This is a genomic window from Aquiflexum lacus, assembly GCF_015476655.1.
Classification (GTDB): domain Bacteria; phylum Bacteroidota; class Bacteroidia; order Cytophagales; family Cyclobacteriaceae; genus Aquiflexum; species Aquiflexum lacus.
This window is the reverse complement of record NZ_JABFHF010000031.1, coordinates 18,107-36,439: the sequence shown is the minus strand read 5'-3', so window position 1 is coordinate 36,439 and position 18,333 is coordinate 18,107. Positions and strand designations below refer to the sequence as shown.

At 40.3% G+C, this 18,333-nt stretch carries 16 protein-coding genes; 14 read left to right on the top strand and 2 right to left on the bottom strand.

Features of this window, described 5'->3' with window-relative positions; translation table 11 throughout:
* Window positions 1–588 precede the first annotated feature (588 nt).
* Together HMJ38_RS21025 and rbfA are read right to left on the bottom strand one after the other, a co-directional pair.
* Window positions 589–1,812 carry an FtsX-like permease family protein gene (locus tag HMJ38_RS21025; protein ID WP_228780186.1) on the bottom strand — a complete coding sequence of 408 codons (1,224 nt, stop codon included), beginning with the start codon at window positions 1,810–1,812 and terminating at the stop codon, window positions 589–591.
* 16 nt (window positions 1,813–1,828) lie between these two features.
* Window positions 1,829–2,209, bottom strand: coding sequence for a 30S ribosome-binding factor RbfA (gene rbfA / locus HMJ38_RS21020; protein WP_194976413.1), 381 nt, complete (start codon window positions 2,207–2,209; stop codon window positions 1,829–1,831).
* 53 nt (window positions 2,210–2,262) lie between these two features.
* On the opposite strand from rbfA, the gene HMJ38_RS21015 reads away from it, so the two are divergent.
* The 14 genes from HMJ38_RS21015 to HMJ38_RS20950 all read left to right on the top strand — a co-directional run bounded on the left by HMJ38_RS21015 (window position 2,263) and on the right by HMJ38_RS20950 (window position 18,331).
* Complete coding sequence (locus HMJ38_RS21015) at window positions 2,263–3,702, top strand: hypothetical protein (protein WP_317174579.1); 1,440 nt, start codon at window positions 2,263–2,265, stop codon at window positions 3,700–3,702.
* A 199-nt stretch (window positions 3,703–3,901) separates the two neighbouring features.
* On the top strand, window positions 3,902–5,308 hold the full coding sequence (locus HMJ38_RS21010) for a tetratricopeptide repeat protein (protein WP_194976412.1): 1,407 nt from the start codon (window positions 3,902–3,904) through the stop codon (window positions 5,306–5,308).
* Between the two features lie 244 nt (window positions 5,309–5,552).
* Entirely contained in the window at window positions 5,553–6,164 is a 612-nt protein-coding gene (locus tag HMJ38_RS21005) for a DUF4255 domain-containing protein (protein ID WP_194976411.1), read from the top strand.
* A complete protein-coding gene (locus tag HMJ38_RS21000; protein WP_194976410.1) occupies window positions 6,161–7,291 on the top strand; it encodes a hypothetical protein in 1,131 nt (376 codons plus the stop codon). The genes HMJ38_RS21005 and HMJ38_RS21000 overlap by 4 nt, the downstream gene beginning before the upstream one ends.
* A gap of 16 nt (window positions 7,292–7,307) precedes the next feature.
* Window positions 7,308–9,050, top strand: a complete 1,743-nt coding sequence (locus HMJ38_RS20995) for a phage tail sheath family protein (protein WP_228780185.1) — start codon at window positions 7,308–7,310, stop codon at window positions 9,048–9,050.
* A gap of 26 nt (window positions 9,051–9,076) precedes the next feature.
* Window positions 9,077–10,519: a phage tail sheath family protein gene (locus tag HMJ38_RS20990; RefSeq protein WP_194976409.1), complete on the top strand. Its 1,443-nt coding sequence runs from the start codon at window positions 9,077–9,079 to the stop codon at window positions 10,517–10,519.
* Between the two features lie 48 nt (window positions 10,520–10,567).
* Window positions 10,568–10,996 carry a phage tail protein gene (locus HMJ38_RS20985; protein WP_317174580.1) on the top strand — a complete coding sequence of 143 codons (429 nt, stop codon included), beginning with the start codon at window positions 10,568–10,570 and terminating at the stop codon, window positions 10,994–10,996.
* 11 nt (window positions 10,997–11,007) lie between these two features.
* Window positions 11,008–11,475: a phage tail protein gene (locus tag HMJ38_RS20980; RefSeq protein WP_194976407.1), complete on the top strand. Its 468-nt coding sequence runs from the start codon at window positions 11,008–11,010 to the stop codon at window positions 11,473–11,475.
* 7 nt (window positions 11,476–11,482) lie between these two features.
* Entirely contained in the window at window positions 11,483–11,638 is a 156-nt protein-coding gene (locus HMJ38_RS20975; protein WP_194976406.1) for a DUF5908 family protein, read from the top strand.
* Between the two features lie 3 nt (window positions 11,639–11,641).
* A complete protein-coding gene (locus HMJ38_RS20970; RefSeq protein ID WP_194976405.1) occupies window positions 11,642–12,433 on the top strand; it encodes a CIS tube protein in 792 nt (263 codons plus the stop codon).
* Between the two features lie 6 nt (window positions 12,434–12,439).
* On the top strand, window positions 12,440–14,206 hold the full coding sequence (gene vgrG / locus HMJ38_RS20965; protein ID WP_194976404.1) for a type VI secretion system tip protein VgrG: 1,767 nt from the start codon (window positions 12,440–12,442) through the stop codon (window positions 14,204–14,206).
* 5 nt (window positions 14,207–14,211) lie between these two features.
* Window positions 14,212–14,502 (top strand): PAAR domain-containing protein, encoded by a 291-nt coding sequence (locus HMJ38_RS20960; protein ID WP_194976403.1) that lies wholly within the window; start codon window positions 14,212–14,214, stop codon window positions 14,500–14,502.
* 2 nt (window positions 14,503–14,504) lie between these two features.
* Window positions 14,505–14,912, top strand: coding sequence for a GPW/gp25 family protein (locus HMJ38_RS20955; RefSeq protein WP_194976402.1), 408 nt, complete (start codon window positions 14,505–14,507; stop codon window positions 14,910–14,912).
* Window positions 14,909–18,331, top strand: coding sequence for a baseplate J/gp47 family protein (locus tag HMJ38_RS20950; RefSeq protein ID WP_194976401.1), 3,423 nt, complete (start codon window positions 14,909–14,911; stop codon window positions 18,329–18,331). The genes HMJ38_RS20955 and HMJ38_RS20950 overlap by 4 nt, the downstream gene beginning before the upstream one ends.
* The last annotated feature ends 2 nt before the right edge of the window (window positions 18,332–18,333 follow it).

The window sequence follows — 18,333 nt, the reverse complement described above, 5'->3', positions numbered from 1 at the left end:
TCCAATTTAACAATCAGAATCAAAATTTCATACTAAAATACCATTTCCAAATCATCAAATAACAGTTCTTAGAAAGGATTGATTTTAACGAATCGGTAAAATATTTATAATAAAATTAAATTATATGTAATTTTTTAATTGTTTTATTGAATTTATTTTAATGTAATGAATGTTTTGTTAACTTTGAATCATCAACAAAGACAAAAGGTCTTTAAACATTGTAGGATGTTGAAATTGGCAGACATGCCCTCCGGTCTCGGGGGTGGGGTCAACAGCATAAAGCAAACATGGAGCTCGTGTTTCGCCTAACTGCCCCGTGGAGGTTCGAATCCTTCTCCTACAGCTCTTATAAATGGAAATACAACAGGTGTTTCTTAAATTTTGAAAAATTTTATACTGTAGGATGTTGAAACTGGCAGACATGCCCTCCGGTCTCGGGGGTGGGGTCAACGGCATAAAGCAAACATGGAGCTCGTGTTTCGCCTAACCGCCCCGTGGAGGTTCGAATCCTTCTCCTACAGCTGGTTATTTTGGGTTTATTGTTAATTGACTAAAGCTGTGAGATTTTATCCCACGGCTTTTTTATTTTTATAGGTCAATGGATTTGACTCTCGAAGCAATTAAAGCTGGTCTAAAAGAAGCCAAGAAGGTAATGGTAATCACGGAAACTGAGGTCCATAAAAAATCCCACCATACCATTTTAACAGGATAACTCTCTATAATAGAGGAGGCGATTCCCAAGGATACCAAACCATATTGATCTTGTACCCAACAGGCCAGAAATCCTAGTGTAAGTCCGATAGTGGCCCCCGTTAAAGCAATAATGGCTCCTTGCTTGAGGTAAATTTTCTGTATTAACCATTGCTTTGCCCCTAATGCAATTAAAATTGCTGTATCTCTTTTCTTTTCAATGGCCATCATGGACAAAGAAAAGAAAATATTAAAGGAAGCGACAGCGAGTATAAATGTCAATGTCAAAAACACAAACAGTTTTTCAACTTTGATGGTCCTAAGGATTTGGGCGTGCTGTTCATCAGTATCTTTCACTTGGAACTCATCCCCCAAAAAAGTTGAAATCTTCTTCTTGATACTTTGAATATTATATCCTTCTTTCACTTTCACCTCAAGTGCAGTTCTTTTTTGACCATAATTGAGTAAAGAACTGACAAATGAAAGTGGAGCGATGATATAATTGTCATCAAAATCCTTCTCTATACTGAAAAATGCTTCCGGTTTGATGATTGCCCTACTGTACATTTGGTTGGGGTTTATGGTGCCTGCATTTCTAGGAGCTTTGGGGTAGAATACCTGCAACAGATCAAAATGGTTATCAAGATCCACTGAAAGAAAAAAACCAACTCCCCTACCGATAATCGCCCCCGGCTGGCTTTCAGTCCCAAGATTAAGATCACCCCAAATGTACCCTTTCTCGAACCTCCCTTGCTGTAAATAATTGTCTGAAACCCCTTTTATCCTTGCCAAATGTTGATTTTCTCTATATTTAAACAAGGCATTGTCTTCTATTACTTCCGTAAGAACCTCTACCCCTTCTATATTTTGGATACCCGACAACCAATCATCAGAAACTGTAAAGGACTTGCCTTTGGTTGCTTCAATTTTGAGTTCTGCATCAAAAGAAGCATAAAGCCCTCTTACCAAGTCTTCCAATCCATTAAAGACAGACAATACAATAATGAGGGACATAGTGCCTACTGCCACACCTATCATGGATATTCTTGAGAGGATGGTAATGAAATTCCGCTTCTTTTTACTGCGGAAATATCGATAGGCTATAAAAAAAGAAAGGTTCAACTATCCAAAAATTTAATTAATCTTCTTCTTCATCTTCTTCTTCCGAGTCTTCCGGAATATCAAGAGAATTGATCACTTTATCCATATGCTGGGCATATGAAGCGGACTCATCCATAAAAAAGGCCAATTCCGGGACAATCCTAACTGATTTGCCAATTCTGTTGCCCAAATGCTTTCTCAATTCACCTTTTTTCTCTTCAATTATTTGAAAGGTCACTTTATCCTTGTCCAATAAAAAACTGAGGTAAATCCTCGCAACACTCAAATCAGGACTTATCAAAACCCTAGAAACCGTGATAAAGGCGTTCCCAATGATATGTTTTCCTTCTTTTTGAAAAATTTCACCCATTTCCTTTTGGATGAGTTTGTTGAATTTCTGTTGTCTTTTGCTTTCCATTTTTTTATTAATTGTGACAAATTTAGTGAATTAAATGTGGAACACTTAATTTCGTGGGTCCTGTTTGTGCCACCTATAGAATTATCCTGAACTTGCTGAGCTTTTTCCGTATCAACGACCCTTCCCGACTCATTGTTATTATAGTTTTATTACTGCTTTTGAGCAGTGTTTATATATGGGTACTGCAGGTCCCTTTACTTCAACCTGAAATGATTTGGTTGTTGATCGGAGAGAGAATGGCTGATGGCAAACACATGTATCTCGATATCATAGATGACACTGGTCCATTATCCGCGGGAGTGTATTGGATCTGCCATTTGATTTTTGGTAAAAATGTGATGGTGTATAAGTTTTTGGCCATGTTGGTTGTCCTGTTTCAGATTGTCTATATCAACAACCTTTATATCAGATACAAATCTTTTGAGGAAAACACCTATATCCCTTCCATTGTCATGGTGATTTTATTTCACCTGTCTTTTGATATGATCACGTTATCCCCTGCTTTGATGGGCAGTACTTTTATTATGCTTGCCCTTGGACAACTTTTTTCTCAGACAGTCCTACAAAAGGAAGGTTCAGACTCCATTCTCTTAGTGGGAATATTCGGCGGGATCGCAGCTTGTTTTCATTTTCCTTTGATTACTTTTCTTCCCTTTTTATTGGTGGCAGGGATAGTTGTCAGCGGTTTTTCATTCCGACAATTGACATTGGCATTTGTCAGTTATCTGCTTCCACTGACATTTTGTGCTATTTATTACTTTTGGATTGATGGCCTTTTCGCTTTTTTTGACCAGTTTATTATTTCTCCACGAGAAATTGAAAGCTATACCCATGTATCCTACAGGGATTTGGCAATTCTGTTTTCTGTTCCTTTATTTTTCACAGCGCTTGGATTTTTTGTGGGATTGATTGTCAAATCCCAAACGGTAAACCAACAAAAACAACTTCAATTGACACTGATATTTTTGATTTTTGCAGTTGGTTCATTATTGCTGACAAACAGAAGAACTCCCTATCAGTTAATAGTCATCATTCCCGGACTGGCATATTTCATCACCTTCCTTTTTGTAGCATTCAAAAAAGGGAAGCCCATTAAAATTCTTGCCGCCTTATTTGTTTTTGGAATCCCAATCATGGGATATACTTGGACCTTCCTACAGATCAGCTCAGGCAAAATCAATTCGTACGCTATTGAGATTTCAGAAAATCATAGCATAACAGAGGGTAAAAAAGTATTGGTTTTAGGAGAAGACCTTGGTTATTACCACAAGGCTTCCTTGACTACGCCCTACCTGAATTACAGACTATCAAAGATCAATCTCCAAGACCATACAAGCCTTGAAAGGACTGCACTGATCTTTCAGAATTTTATGGATGAAAAGCCTGATGTAATTGTGGATGAGGATGGGGTTTTTGAGGGGCTTTTGAAAATTTTCCCACCTCTCGAAAACAAATATCAAAAAACTAAAATTGGAATTTATTCAATAAAATAGGCAATGACTTTGGTCAGATAAATCCTTTTAATGATCATTTATCACATCATTTGAATGGCTTTATAAATAAAAATCAAGGTTCATCTATCAACTTTTTCCTAAAGAAAAATTTTATCATTTATTTGATTATCAATTAGCTATAAGTTAAATTTAATTCCTTTTAAAAATTTTTCCCTCTATTTAATTTGAGCTGTCAGTTATGGAAAATCTTTTCCAAGTTTGGGATTGCCTGACTTATACAGAAAAAGAGCAGATTATTGAGCTCAACCGCATCATCCATCCTAATGAGGTTAAAAAGCAAATGCTCCTGGAATTATTGAGCAAGCATGGTAAGATAGACGATCGGTTGTTTGCAAAACTGATTTACAATAAGTCCCCTGATTCAGCCTATTCACAATTAAAAAAACGGCTCATTGAAGACCTTTTGGGATATATCATCCTTTTCAGCCAAAGCAAATATCCCACACATCTCAGAAAATGGAAGGATTGTCAGGTCATGTTACTTGAAAGTCAATGTCTCTTCACTAGAGGAAAAGAACAAATGGCCAAGAAAATGCTGGAAAAAGCCTATAAAGAATCAGAAAAAAATGAGTTTTATCATTTGATGTTAGGAGCTTTTGAGACAGAACAGAAAATGTGCAAATCTGAAAAAACGATTATTCCGAAAGATCAAAATTTAGCATCCATTGCCAAAGAATATAGTGACCTGTTAACGACCCAGGCAGAAGTAACCAAACAGGAAAAAGAATGTAGGACTTATTTTATCGAAAATAATGAAGCAGAAATAATCCATAAAAACCCAACCCATATCAGAAACCTGTTTTGGGAAAAAGTTGCAAATATCCAGCATGATATTCATTTGCGCAATTTCGAGGATGCACTAAATGAGATCAATGAATCCAAGAGTTTGATTTCTGACAATACAGTCCTAAATCACCCCATTCACACCTGGGAAATCCATAAACTCTGTAACAGGATTTTAATGCTGCAAAAAGATTATTACAATGCCCTGATCGAGGCAGAAAAAATGGTCAATATCCCTGGAATACACGTAGATCAAAAAACAGAATCAGAAGAAAAAATCTGGTATGCACTATTTCATTTGGGATATTATGACAAAGCGAGATGTTTGCTTTTGAAAAAAATAAAAGAATTCAAAAATATAGAATGGGAGCAAAAAAAATGGAATTACCTGCTCTCCTACCTTACATACAAAGAAAACTCACATAAATCAGCCCTCAAATTAGTCCATGAATGTCAAAAATCCCTGAAACCCATTCCAGAATACTCAGCTGGATCTAGAATTTTAGAGGCCATGATTCTCATAGATGAAAATGAGTGGGATTGGCTGGAATACAGAATGGAGAACTTTAGAAAGCTGATATATAAGTTCCGATGCAATTCCAGACAAAGATTGGAAAGTTGCTACCACCTTATTAAATGGCTGCAAAGAAATTTTTCCAAACCTGACATAAATAGCCTCCAAAAATGTGGCCATTTTAACTTATTGAAATCCGAAGAAAACATGTACTGTTGGAATCCTTTGGATTATGAGCTAATCCGGGTAGATGATTGGGTGGAAAAAAAGGTTATGATATTCAAATAACAAAAATAATATCAATTTTCTCATTCAGATTACTATTTATTCATTTGATTACTTGATAGTTAGCAAAAATGAGCATGAATAATCAGTGTGAACCAAGTGCAATTTTTTCCTTTTGACCCTGTACCATCTTGACTAATTTTAATTGATCTTTAAATAGTATGATTTTTACTTCTAATCATACAGTTAAAGTTTAATTATTATCAGAATTATCTATCCTCTCTCATTATTTTTAATTCTCCCAAACATGATCCATTCAGCTTTGGAATTTCTGACTTTTGAACTCAATGACTATATCCGTCTCAGAATTGGAGAGTCTGATCAAAGACGGGTCTACCTTTCAAGTGTTGCATCTGAAACAGGTGGAATTATGATTCCCGAAAAATCCCTTGGACTTTCCCTAATAAACATCGAGGAAGAAAGATTTCATAAGGATCAGATTTCGACCAAAATAAGCATGGCCGGAAAAGTTGAAAAAATCAACCCTGAGATAAAACTCAACCTATACATCCTGATAACTGCCAATTTTCAAAATCAGCCCGGGGGCGAATCCTCAACTGATTACATTGAAGGTTTGAAGCAGCTTTCCTATGTCATTTCATTTTTCCAATCCAAGAATGTTTTCACATCGGACAATTCTCCAAGTTTGGCATCTTTTGACTTGAACCTTAGGAAGCTTGTTGTCGAACTATATTCCTATTCATTTGAACAGCTATATAACTTTTGGTCCGTAGTAGGGGCCAAATATATGCCATCGGTTCTTTACAAAGTAAGGATTCTTACCATTCAGGAAAATGCGGTACAAGGATCTGATATCCCAATTGAGAAAATCAGACTGCAACACAACCATAAGTCATGAATATCCTCTACAGCCATTTATTCCATATACAATTGGCCCACGATTATTACCGTGGTAGTCTTGCACGAGGCGTGGATATTTTCCCAAGTCATGAGACTGCCCGATTAATGAAAAATGGAAGGATTTTATTACGTAATATTCCTTCAGGAGTAGTGGCATTATACAGAACCGAAGATGATGAAATCACCCCGGAAATACCCTTGGGAGGTGATGTCAGATTTTCTTTTTTCATCGGCCTAGAAAATCCCCTAAACTTTTTGAACATCACCGATTTGGACATTACTCCGGAAAACAGATTTCAGGCAGGAAAAATACCCTATTTCACCAATGAACCTTCAAACCCCTCAGATGATAATCTTCATCCAGAGACCCTGTCATTTTCCTTTATGGATGGGTTTGTAGATAAACTTTTCAACTATAGACTTCAACATGAAGATGACTCAGTGACTTTGAAAATTTTCAATCCAAGCGGCAATCAGGTATCCCATGGCAAAGATGCTGAGGGTATTGAATACCCTTTGGACTATATAATTCAAAAAAATGAAGACACCGGAGACTTTAGGCTCCAGATTGACCTTAGAGGAAAGCCGAGCGGCAAATACAGGATCTTGATCAGGAATGTAGGAGATACAGAAGATATAGAGGAAAAAAACCTTTGGATAGATTCACAGCCAAAAGGGAAAAATGTATTTGGGATTATTGAACTTATCTATCCTGAAAGTTCAAATATTCTGTATGGCACTAAAGAATACTTCAGCCTGTCATTTAGAAGAAAAAATACCGTTTGGCAATACTTTGTAGTCAACAAAAATGGCCGGATTGACCTTGAAGCCTTTGATTTGAACATCAGTGATCTTGGGAATCAACCTGATACACCATACGGAACCTATGTTTTTCAAAGAGTAGGTGATGAGCCCCATGAAAGTATAAGAATCAATGATATGGACACCGTCATTTTCAGATCGCAGACACCGATTCCATATTTTGAAGAACCGAAACTGAATCTGCAGTTAGAGAGATTGCCGGACAGTGATCCCGTAATAATTCATTTACCCAATCCATCACACAGTGGACTTGTAAAAGAAATTGAAGGTCAATTGGCCTCAGAAATATATGTATTTATCTAAGCTGAAATAAAAAACTATGGCAGATTACAAAACCCCAGGGGTATATATTAGAGAAATATCCACCCTTCCTGCATCCGTCGCTCCGGTTGCCACTGCTATCCCGGCCTTTGTAGGCTACACGAGGAGAAGTATCAGAAATGGTGAAATCATTGAGCCACTCAAGCCTGTAAGAGTTACCTCCATGCTGGAATTTCTAGAGATTTTCGGTGAAGCTTTTAGCGAAAATTATGAGATTGTCCTGACAGGGTCTTCTACTGATTTTGAAGATACCAATATCGCTGTTAATGTTGATTCGGGTTTTTCTCCCTATTTACTCAACTACCAGTTAAGAATGTTTTTTGACAATGGTGGAGGTCCATGTTATATAGTATCTGTCGGGAATTTTGAATTGGAACCCGAGCCAAGTGATATTGATGTAGATGATTTGTTGGATGGAATCTATGCATTGGAAGAAGAAGATGAACCTACATTGTTACTTGTCCCTGAAGCTGTTTGGTTAGGAACGGCAGGTCGAAGAAGTATTCATGACCAGTTGCTGGCCCAATGCGCAAAGCTCCAAGATCGATTTGCCATTATGGATGTGTTGACTGACCCCAACCGAACTGTCATGCAGGATGGCGAGGCATTTAGGAATGAGGTGGGATCAAGTGACCTGAAATATGGCGCCGCCTACTATCCTGCCTTGAAAACCTTTTTATCCAGGGAATTTGATGAAGAACAGATATTCATCACTGATAATCGTCCTTTATCCAATTCCGGTCCTTTCGATGGCAGTACTTTGGATTCGCTGAGTTTTGGGGAAAATTTTGCGGTAGGTAAAATCATCATTACCAATAATGCCAACATGGATGGAGATGCATTCACTATCGGTGGTGACACTTTTATAGAGGGAACTCACTTTGACCGGGCACCCGGAGATGGCGCAGTGGCCGGAACTGCCGAGGCACTCTTTAATGCAATTGTTGAAGCCAATAATACGAATTATTCCATTGAAAGAGATGGAGCAGTTTTGACCATAGTTGCTACCGCTGAAGGTGAGGATGGAGAGGATGTCATATTTTCATACAACCCAAATGGAAGCCCTGGTGCAAGGATTACAGGGGATGGCTTTTTGGCCTTAACGGAGCCCGATAAGGAACTATACAATGAGATCATAAAAAAATTAAAATCAAATACCCTCAACCTATACCCATCAGCTTCTGTAGCCGGGATTTATGCCAGAGTCGACAGACAACGGGGAGTTTGGAAAGCACCTGCAAATGTCGATGTGAGGGGAATCAAACAACCTCTAAAGCTAGTCAGTCATGAAGAGCAGGAAAACCTCAATGTGGACGCAACCTCGGGAAAATCCATCAATGCCATCAGAGCATTCCAGGGCAAAGGAAATCTAGTATGGGGTGCTCGAACACTTGCTGGAAACGACAATGAGTGGCGATATATCCCTGTAAGGCGGCTTTATATTTTCATTGAGGAATCCGTGAAAAAAGCAACTGAATTTGTGGTGTTTGAACCCAATGAAGCAAATACTTGGCTTAGGGTCAAAACCATGATTGAAAACTTCCTAGCAGGTCTTTGGAGAGAAGGAGCTCTAGCAGGTGCCAAAACAGAGGATGCCTTTTTTGTGAAAATCGGTCTAGGGCAGACCATGACGGCTTTGGATATTCTCGAAGGAAGGCTAAATATAGAGATCGGTCTGGCGGCTGTAAGACCGGCGGAATTTATCATCCTGAAGTTTTCACATAAACTTCAGGAGTCCTAAACAATAATCAACAAAAAAATACAACCATGTCAAACTATAAAACCCCAGGTGTATATATCAGAGAGATATCCACTCTCCCTGCATCAATAGCCGCAGTGGAGACTGCCATCCCGGCATTTATTGGATATACAGCCATCGCTGAGAAAGAAGGTGAATCCCTGAATTTGGTTCCCACCCGAATCAGTTCCATGCTCGAATATGAGAGTTATTATGGTGGTCCGAACAATGAATCCATCATCATTGAAGTTGAAGATACCTATGATGGGCAAGATACCCAACCGGCTGTCATGATTGATCGGAAAGTTACCGTTTCCCACCCTACTGCCATTTCGGAATACAAAATGTACTACAGTATGCGGTTGTTCTTTGCCAACGGGGGCGGTCCTTGTTATATCATATCAGTTGGTACTTATTCAAATCCCGTGGCACCAGGTTCTGATGCACCTCCGGCAAACCTTCTTGGGGGTCTATCAATCCTGGAAAAAGTAGATGAACCTACGCTTATCGTGTTTCCGGATTATATGGATATGGATGTATATGCAGGAGTCTATAATGCTGCGCTGGCACAGTGTGAAAAATTAAAGGATCGATTTGTCATTATGGATCTGAAAGGTGCATCCGGTGATCCCTTTGAGGATGCAGATGACTTTCGAAATACAGGGATAGGCATGAGTGATCTGAAGTATGGGGCAGTATATTACCCTGATCTAAAAAGCGCCTTGAATTATGGGTTTGATCCAACCATACAAGTCAATATCTCTATTAACTATATTGGTTCGGGGACCCCGACAGGGCTACCCGCGGACAGTACACCTGCCCTAAATTCTTTGGAATCTTCCAATCCTTCCTTATTCCGCACTATCCATGCCGAAATAAGAAAAATATATATTGATGTTCCTCCTTCCGGAGCTGTTGCTGGTGTTTTTGCCAGAGTTGATAGTCAAAGGGGCGTGTGGAAAGCTCCTGCAAATGTAGATATAAGAGGTATTATTGGTCCGGTCTTTAAAATCAGCCATGAAGAACAGGCTAACCTAAACGTCGACCCATCCTCCGGAAAGTCCATCAATGTAATCAGGACCTTTACAGGCAAAGGAACGCTCATCTGGGGGGCAAGAACCCTAGCAGGAAATGACAATGAATGGAGATATGTGCCGGTGCGCAGGCTGTTCATTTTTATTGAGGAATCCATCAAAAAAGCAACAGAATTTGTCGTCTTCGAACCCAATGATGCCAATACATGGCTTAGGGTCAAAACGATGATAGAGAATTTTCTCACGGGACTTTGGAGGGATGGAGCACTTGCAGGTGCCAAGCCTGACGATGCATTCTTTGTCAATGTAGGGCTTGGTGTCACCATGTCGCCCATTGATATACTGGAGGGTAGATTAATTGTTGAAATTGGAATTGCCGCGGTTAGGCCTGCCGAATTCATCATCCTCAAATTCTCCCATAAGCTTCAGGAATCCTAATTTATTTATGTTATAAAAACAATAATTTAAAAAACCAAAACCATGGCAATCGCATATCCAATATCGGTCTTTCACTTCCAGGTAGAATGGGGTGGAACCAGAATCGGCTTTACAGAAGTCTCCGGTCTATCAATTGAAATTCAGGCTATAGATTACAGAGAAGGCAGCAGTCTGGAATACCAGGTCTCCAAAATGCCCGGTATCCCACAATATTCCAATATCACACTCAAAAGAGGCGTCTTTCGTGCAGACAATGAGTTTTTTCAGTGGCTCAATACTGTCAAAATGAACAATATCGAAAGAAGAGATATCACCATTAGTCTGCTGAATGAAGAACATGAACCTGTTATGGTCTGGAAAGTAAAAAGCGCATGGCCATGCAAGGTTGAAGGGCCTTCCCTCAATTCGACCGGCAATGAAGTTGCCATAGAGACAGTTGAACTTTGTCATGAAGGATTAAGCATAGAAACTACCTAATCCCTGATTTCATGGCAATGTTCCACCCGCCAACCGGCTTTCACTTTCTTGTGAGATTTGAGAATTTAAATTTCACCTATCCGGGAATTCCTGATGTAGGGTTTCAGGAAGTTTCAGGTTTGGATGTCGAATTTGGCATAGAAGAATATTCCGAGGGAGGAGAAAACAGGTTCAAACACAAGCTACCAAATCCTGTCAGTTATCCCAACCTCACGCTTAAACGAGGTTTGTTGATAGGATCCCAAATGGCAAAATGGTTCAAAGAATCAGTGGAAGGATTTCAGTTTGGCACTGAAAATATTACGGTTGTACTGTTGAATCCCGAACATCTTCCGCTACAGGCCTGGAACTTTGTACATGCCTGGCCGGTCAAATGGTCCATTGGCGCATTCAATGCCCAGGAAAATAACCTGGTAATCGAAAACATAGAGTTTGCATACCAATACTATAGACGGATTGACCCTTCAGGCCTTATCTAAATTCAATATGCCAATTATCATCAAAGAATTGATTGTCCGAACTACTGTCACCTCTGCCAATGAAAACAGCAAAGGAAGCAGTAAGAAAAATGCTACAGAAAATGCCTTGATCGAAGGCCTAAATGCATTGGCCAAATTGATCAAGGATAAAAATGAAAGGTAAAAGATGGCACTGAAAGATTTGTTTTCTCCAATGGGAGGTCTTGAAAAGCTGAAAATAACAGCTTTCACAGATGATACCTACGAGGTTTCCACGGAAACCTATGTGGTTATGTACAATCCAACCACATTCAGCCAGCAATTCAAATCCAAATGGATTCCTGAAACTGGGCTAGTAGATGGCAAACAATATCAATTCAGAACTATAGAATCCGATGCGGTTGCATTTGAATTTCTATTTGATGCCAGCCTTGCATCTCCTCCGGGAGATGATGTACCTGGTGATGTCAACCTCGACTACCTGGGAGCGAACAACGGCATCAACAGAGATTCAATCAGCAACAACAAAACCTCAGCTTATGCGCTGATCAAAGAAGATAGACATGTAGACAGGGCCATAAAGCGGTTTCTTCATGTTACCCAAAACATCCAATCTGAAACCCACAAACCCAACTATCTTCAAATCAATTGGGGTGCCTACGAATTCAGGGGAGTATTGGCAGATTGCACTATTAATTACAAACTCTTCAATTCCGCAGGACTGCCCATCAGGGCGACCATTTCGGCAAACTTTGATCAGACACTTTCCCGGCAGGAACAGGCTGCTGAAGCAGCCAAAAACTCTCCTGACATGACTCACAAAAGAACCGTAATGGCAGGCGATACACTTCCGATTATGTGTCAACGGATATATGGCAAGCCCGGATTATACATGGAAATCGCCAGAGTCAATCTATTGAAAAACTTCAGAAATCTGGAACAGGGACAGGAATTGATTTTCCCTCCTATTAAAAAATAAAACACGATGCCTATAGTACCTGTCAGTCGCACCATTCCCACCCAGTCAAATCCTACTTTGGCTACCTTCAAGATTTTTTCCGAAGGCGAACAATTGCCTGATTCCATAGGGGTAAGCTTGGTGGCAGTGACCAAAAACATCAATAAAATCAGTTCGGCCAGATTGGTCATCCATGATGGTGACCTGGCAGAAGAAGACTTTTTCCTCAGTAGCGGGAACATGTTTTTGCCAGGTAAGGAAATAGAAATAAAGGCTGGCTATAACAATCTGGAGGATACCATTTTTAAAGGAATAATCATCAGGCACGGTTTGGAATATAAAGCTGATCAAGCTTCCAAATTAGTGTTGGAACTAAAGGACAAAGCCATCAAAATGACAGTTGGCCGAAAGAACAAATACTTTTTTGAGACCACCGATTCGGACATTATCGAAGAACTTATCGGCAGCTATGGAATAGATGCTGAGGTGGAGGGAACCAATACCAACCATGCTGAGATGGTTCAATATTTTATTTCAGATTGGGATTTTTTGGTTTCCAGGGCTGAAGTCAACGGAATGTTGGTATTCAATGATGATGGGAAAATCACAGTGAAAAAACCTGATTTTAGCATAGAATCACAGCTTAATCTGGTATTTGGTGACAATGTCCTGGAATTTGACGGGCAAATTGATGCGAGGGATCAATTCTCAAATGTGACCGGTAAAACCTGGAATTTCATCAATCAGGAAGTCAACGAAAAAGAATCCGAAGAGCCGGGATTTGAAGAGCCGGGAAATATTTCAGGACGGGACTTGGCAGATGTGATCGGGTTGGCCGGTTTCCCACTTCAGCACACAGGCCACATTACAGATGATGAATTACAAAACTGGTCAGACGCAAAATTGCTGAGAAGCAGGCTTTCAAAAATACAGGGAAGATTAAAAATCATAGGTTTTGCGGACATCAAGCCGGGCAGTTTGATCAATCTTGGCGGTTTTGGCACAAGGTTCAATGGCAAGTGCTATGTGTCCGGCGTATACCACGAAATGTCCACAGAAATCAAATGGTATACTTACCTGGATATAGGATTGTCACAAAAAACGCTATTCGAGCAATATGATGATGTGCTTGATATTCCTGCTTCAGGATTGGTGGCACCTATTCGGGGTCTGCATCAGGGCATTGTCACCACCATTCAGGATGATCCGGATGGTGAAGGTCGGGTAAAAGTAAAAATACCCCTTATCAGCCTGGACGAAGAAGGAATATGGGCAAGATTGTCCACACTTGATGCCGGGGAGGGAGAAAGGGGAACATTTTTTTACCCCGAAGTAGGAGATGAGGTAATCGTGGGTTTTTTTAATGAAGACCCCCGTGATCCTGTCATCCTCGGGAAGATGCACAGCAGCTCAAAACCTACTCCCTTAGAACCCCAAGATGATAATTTCCAAAAAGGTATTTTCACCAAAGGCAAATCCAAATTGGTCTTTGATGATGAAGTGAAAAGCATCACGCTTGAAACTGAAAGTGAAAATAAAATCATCATTTCTGAAGAAAAGGGAGGTGTATCAATTGAAGATGAAAATGGCAATAAGATCACACTGAATTCGGATGGTATCAGCTTGGAAAGTGCAAAGGACATCATCCTAAAGGCAAGTGGCGACATCAAAATAGAAGGAATGAATGTCAGCGCAAAAGCAGACGCTGAATTCAAAGGCGAAGGAGGAGGAGGGGCTGAGCTTTCATCCAGTGCGATGACAGTGGTCAAAGGTTCATTGGTTCAAATCAATTAACAATTATGGGACAACCGGCAGCAAGAATCAACGATATGCATATTTGCCCTATGGTCACAGGGACAGTGCCTCACGTAGGCGGGCCAATACTTCCACCGGGAGAACCTACAGTACTGATAGGGGGAATGCCTGCTGCAAGAGTAGGCGACATGGCTACCTGTACAGGTCCACCTGACAGTATTATAGCAGGATCCGCCACGGTGTTGATTGGAGGAATGCCTGCAGCCCGAATGGGGGATTCTACCGCCCATGGAGGTAGCATCATATTGGGAGAATTTACGGTATTAATAGGATAATCATGGCTGATGAAAAATCATTTTTGGGAAGAGGCTGGGCATTTCCGGTAAGTTTTGACAAAGGAGCAAATAATGTAGCCTTGGCCGCTGAGGAAGAGGATATCCGACAAAGCCTTATCATCCTCCTCAATACCAGTGTGAGGGAAAGAGTCATGCTGCCCGAATATGGTGCCAATATGGAAAACCTCCTTTTTGAATCCATCAATGTGACCACCGCAAGCATCATCATCAACAGGATTAAACGGGCCATTTTATTCCATGAACCAAGAGTCAAAGTAGATGAGATTGACATGAGGCCACTTCCGAAAGAAGGCAAAATCGAGGTCTCTGTAGATTATAATATCATTGCTACCAATAACAGAAGGAATTTAGTTTTCCCTTTCTATTTAAATGAAGCAACCAACCTATGAGTGAAGGAAACTGTCATAGCAATCCATTCCCAACAGGTGAAGGAACCAGTCGCCAACAACGCAGACTGGAATCTTTGATTCCTTCCTATGTCCAAGTCGACGAAAGAAAAATCGAAGACTTGCAACGTTTTGCCTTGGCATATTCAGAAGAGATTAGTTTTTTTAACAGGGAAAACCTGAAAAATGGAGATTGGGTCAGTTTCTTCGAACAAAAGATTGACGAGGAAGGATATACCGAACCACACTTTGCACTTTGGATGGCATTTCTAAGGTTGTTCAGAATCCAACAGCAGGAACTGAACAAAATCACGCAAAGACATTTGGACTTCTACTACCGGGAAGTTTTGAAGCTTCAGGAAAAAGATCCTGTCCCCGACCAGGTATATATCATTTTTGAACTGGCCAAACATGTCTACCAACACTTGGTGAAAAAGGGAACTGCTCTCAAAGCGGGAAAAGATGATCTTGGAAAAGACAGGTCATACCTTTTGAAAAGGGATCTTGTGGCGAACAAAGCCAAAATTGGTAAAATAAAAGCCTTATACAGGGATTTAGAAGGAAGATTATATGCTTCTCCCATAGCAAACTCAGAAGATGGACTTGGTGCAGAATTGGAGGATTTGGAAAAGAAATGGAAAACATTCGGACAGACCTCTTCAAACCATCCCGCTGCTGACAGAGAAGAGGCCAACATTGGTTTTGCCATTGCCTCACCAATATTGTTGCTGAAAGAAGGGAGAAGAGAAATAACACTGAAAATCAATTTCGAAAGACCCAATACGATCCATATTGATGAAATATTCAGAATACCGATTTACAGGGTGTTTGAGGTAGAATTCAGCGGAGAAGACTCTTGGATCAAAGCCATGCATTGGGAGGAAGAAGAAGACATGGACATTTTGGAATCGAGGGTGCTTCATTTTCTCAACCATATTAGTTCCTGGGAAGATATCGTAGGTCGTTACCCCGGGAGGGGACCCGTTTATGATGATCCCCGAACCGGTTTCAGTGCCAGTCCCCAAGGGTATGAAATAGGTGAAATCACTGCAAAAAACATCTTGAGAAGGAGAGAGGAAATTTCAAGCTTCACCAATATTGGACAAGTCAGGGCTGTCAGAGGTGTGGGCGTTGACAAAATCAATGACCTGATATATACTTTTGGAAGAAACCCTTACGCATACTTCAGCGAGAAACCTGACGGATCCATTGAGTTGGTGATCAGAGTAAAAATCAACCGGGAACAAGAACCTATTGTCGGGTACGATCGAGAAGTGTTGGAGGAAAGATTTGAGACCGCTCATCCTATCATGAAAGTAAACTTTGTGAAAGGTCTTGACCAATCCTATTATCCCGCATTGAGCCAACTTAAGATCAAAAGTGCTGATCTAAATGTCTATGTAAGAGAGCTAAAACAACTTGTTTTACAAAATGACAATGCAACCCTTCCTATAGGGAAAAATATCCTGCCTTTTGGAAACCGGCCCTCCATAGGTTCCAGCCTTTATATCGGCAGTCAAGAGGTTTTCAGTAAACAACTCGATGACCTCCAACTTCATTTGACCTGGCATGGACTTCCGGAAAGTTTCGACGACCATTATGAACATTATACTCCGGAAGGAAGCCCTCAAAACAGAAACAATGATGATTTCACAGTCAATATCGATATCCTGAATAAAAAATCATGGTCTTCCTTGGTTTCAGATGAGGAGATATTTTCAAGCGTTTCTGGTACAAATAATCTATTGGACAGTCATTCCATCAGCCTTAATGGGGTTGATTTTTCTCCCTACAAAAGAGATTGGAATTTGGAAGAATTTGTATCGTGGAATCCCGATAGCAGAAATGGTTTTATAAGATTGACCCTTTCAGGCTCCGATTTTGGCCATAGGAATTTTCCGCTTGCTTATACCAAAGCGGCTATCGAAGCAGCGAAACCTGAAGCAGTTGTAGCTAATATCAACTTCCCTAAAGAACCTTACACCCCAGAATTAAAATCGGTTTCACTGGATTATGAATCCTCAGTGGATTTGATGAGTTCGGAATCTGGGTCCGAACAGTTTTTCCATATTGAGGCATTTGGACTTTCCAAAAGAGAAATCCAAGAAGCATATCTCTTCCCCCAATATCCAAATGAAGGTAATCTATTCCTCGGAATTTCAGATTTTTCGCCAGGCCAGAATCTATCCGTACTTTTCAAAGTGGCCGAGGGAAGTGCCAACCCTGAAAAAAAACCTTTACCTATCCAATGGAGCTATTTGTCCAATAATAACTGGGTACCTTTTGACAAATTCAATATTCTCTCAGATGGAACCAGCGGACTGCTCCGGTCAGGAATCATCCAATTTGCAATTCCCAAGAATGCCACTGATAAGAACACCAAGTTACCAGATAACCTGCATTGGATAAAAGCTTCCGTAGCAAGGGATTCCGATGCTATTTCGGATTTGATTGGGATATACGCCCAGGCAGTTTCAGCTGTTTTTTCAGACAATCAAAATGACCCCGAGCATTATAAGAATGCCCTTTCGGCAGAAACCATCTCAAAACTCAAAACAGGAGATCCCGGGATTTCCAAACTGCAACAACCCTACTCTTCTTTTGGCGGCAATGCAAAAGAGGAAAAAAGCAGGTTCTACACGAGAATCTCCGAAAGACTAAGGCACAAAAACAGGGCAGTCACAAGATGGGATTATGAACATCTTGTTTTGGAAGAATTCCCGGATGTGTACAAGGTAAAAACCCTCAACCATACCAAATATACCGGAGACCTCAGTAAATATTCGGCATTAGCTCCTTTACATGTGACTACGGTGATAGTCTCCAATGTGATGAATAAAAACGCCGTTGATCCTCTAAGGCCTAAAACAAGTTTGATCAGACTGATGGAGATTTCTGATTTTTTGAAAAAGATCAATTCACCCTGTGTAGAACTCCATGTTGTAAACCCTCTCTATGAGGAAATAAAAGTAAGTACAAATGTGAAGTTTCTGCAAGGTTTTGACAATGGGTTTTATGGAAAGCAATTGGAGGATGATTTAAAAGCTTTCCTTTCCCCATGGGCATTTGAAGGAGAAAGTGAAATTGAGTTTGGAGGCAAAATCCACTTTTCGGTGATTTTGAATTTCATTGAAAAGAGACCTTATGTGGATTATGTCACCTGTTTTGACATGTACCATATCATCAAAAATCCAGTAACCGGAGAAATTAATAGTAAAATCAGAGTAGAGGAAGCCGTAGCCAGTACGGGTGTGTCCATATTGGGATCAGTAGGGAAATTGGGCAATTATGGGGATCATAACATCAATGTCCTTGAAACAGATGACTGCGAATGCGAAGACAACGAAGTCCGACCGATAGCAACAATAGCGAGCACCGATGATGATGGATGTTGTGAAGGTGAAAATACTTTTGAAACCTAAAT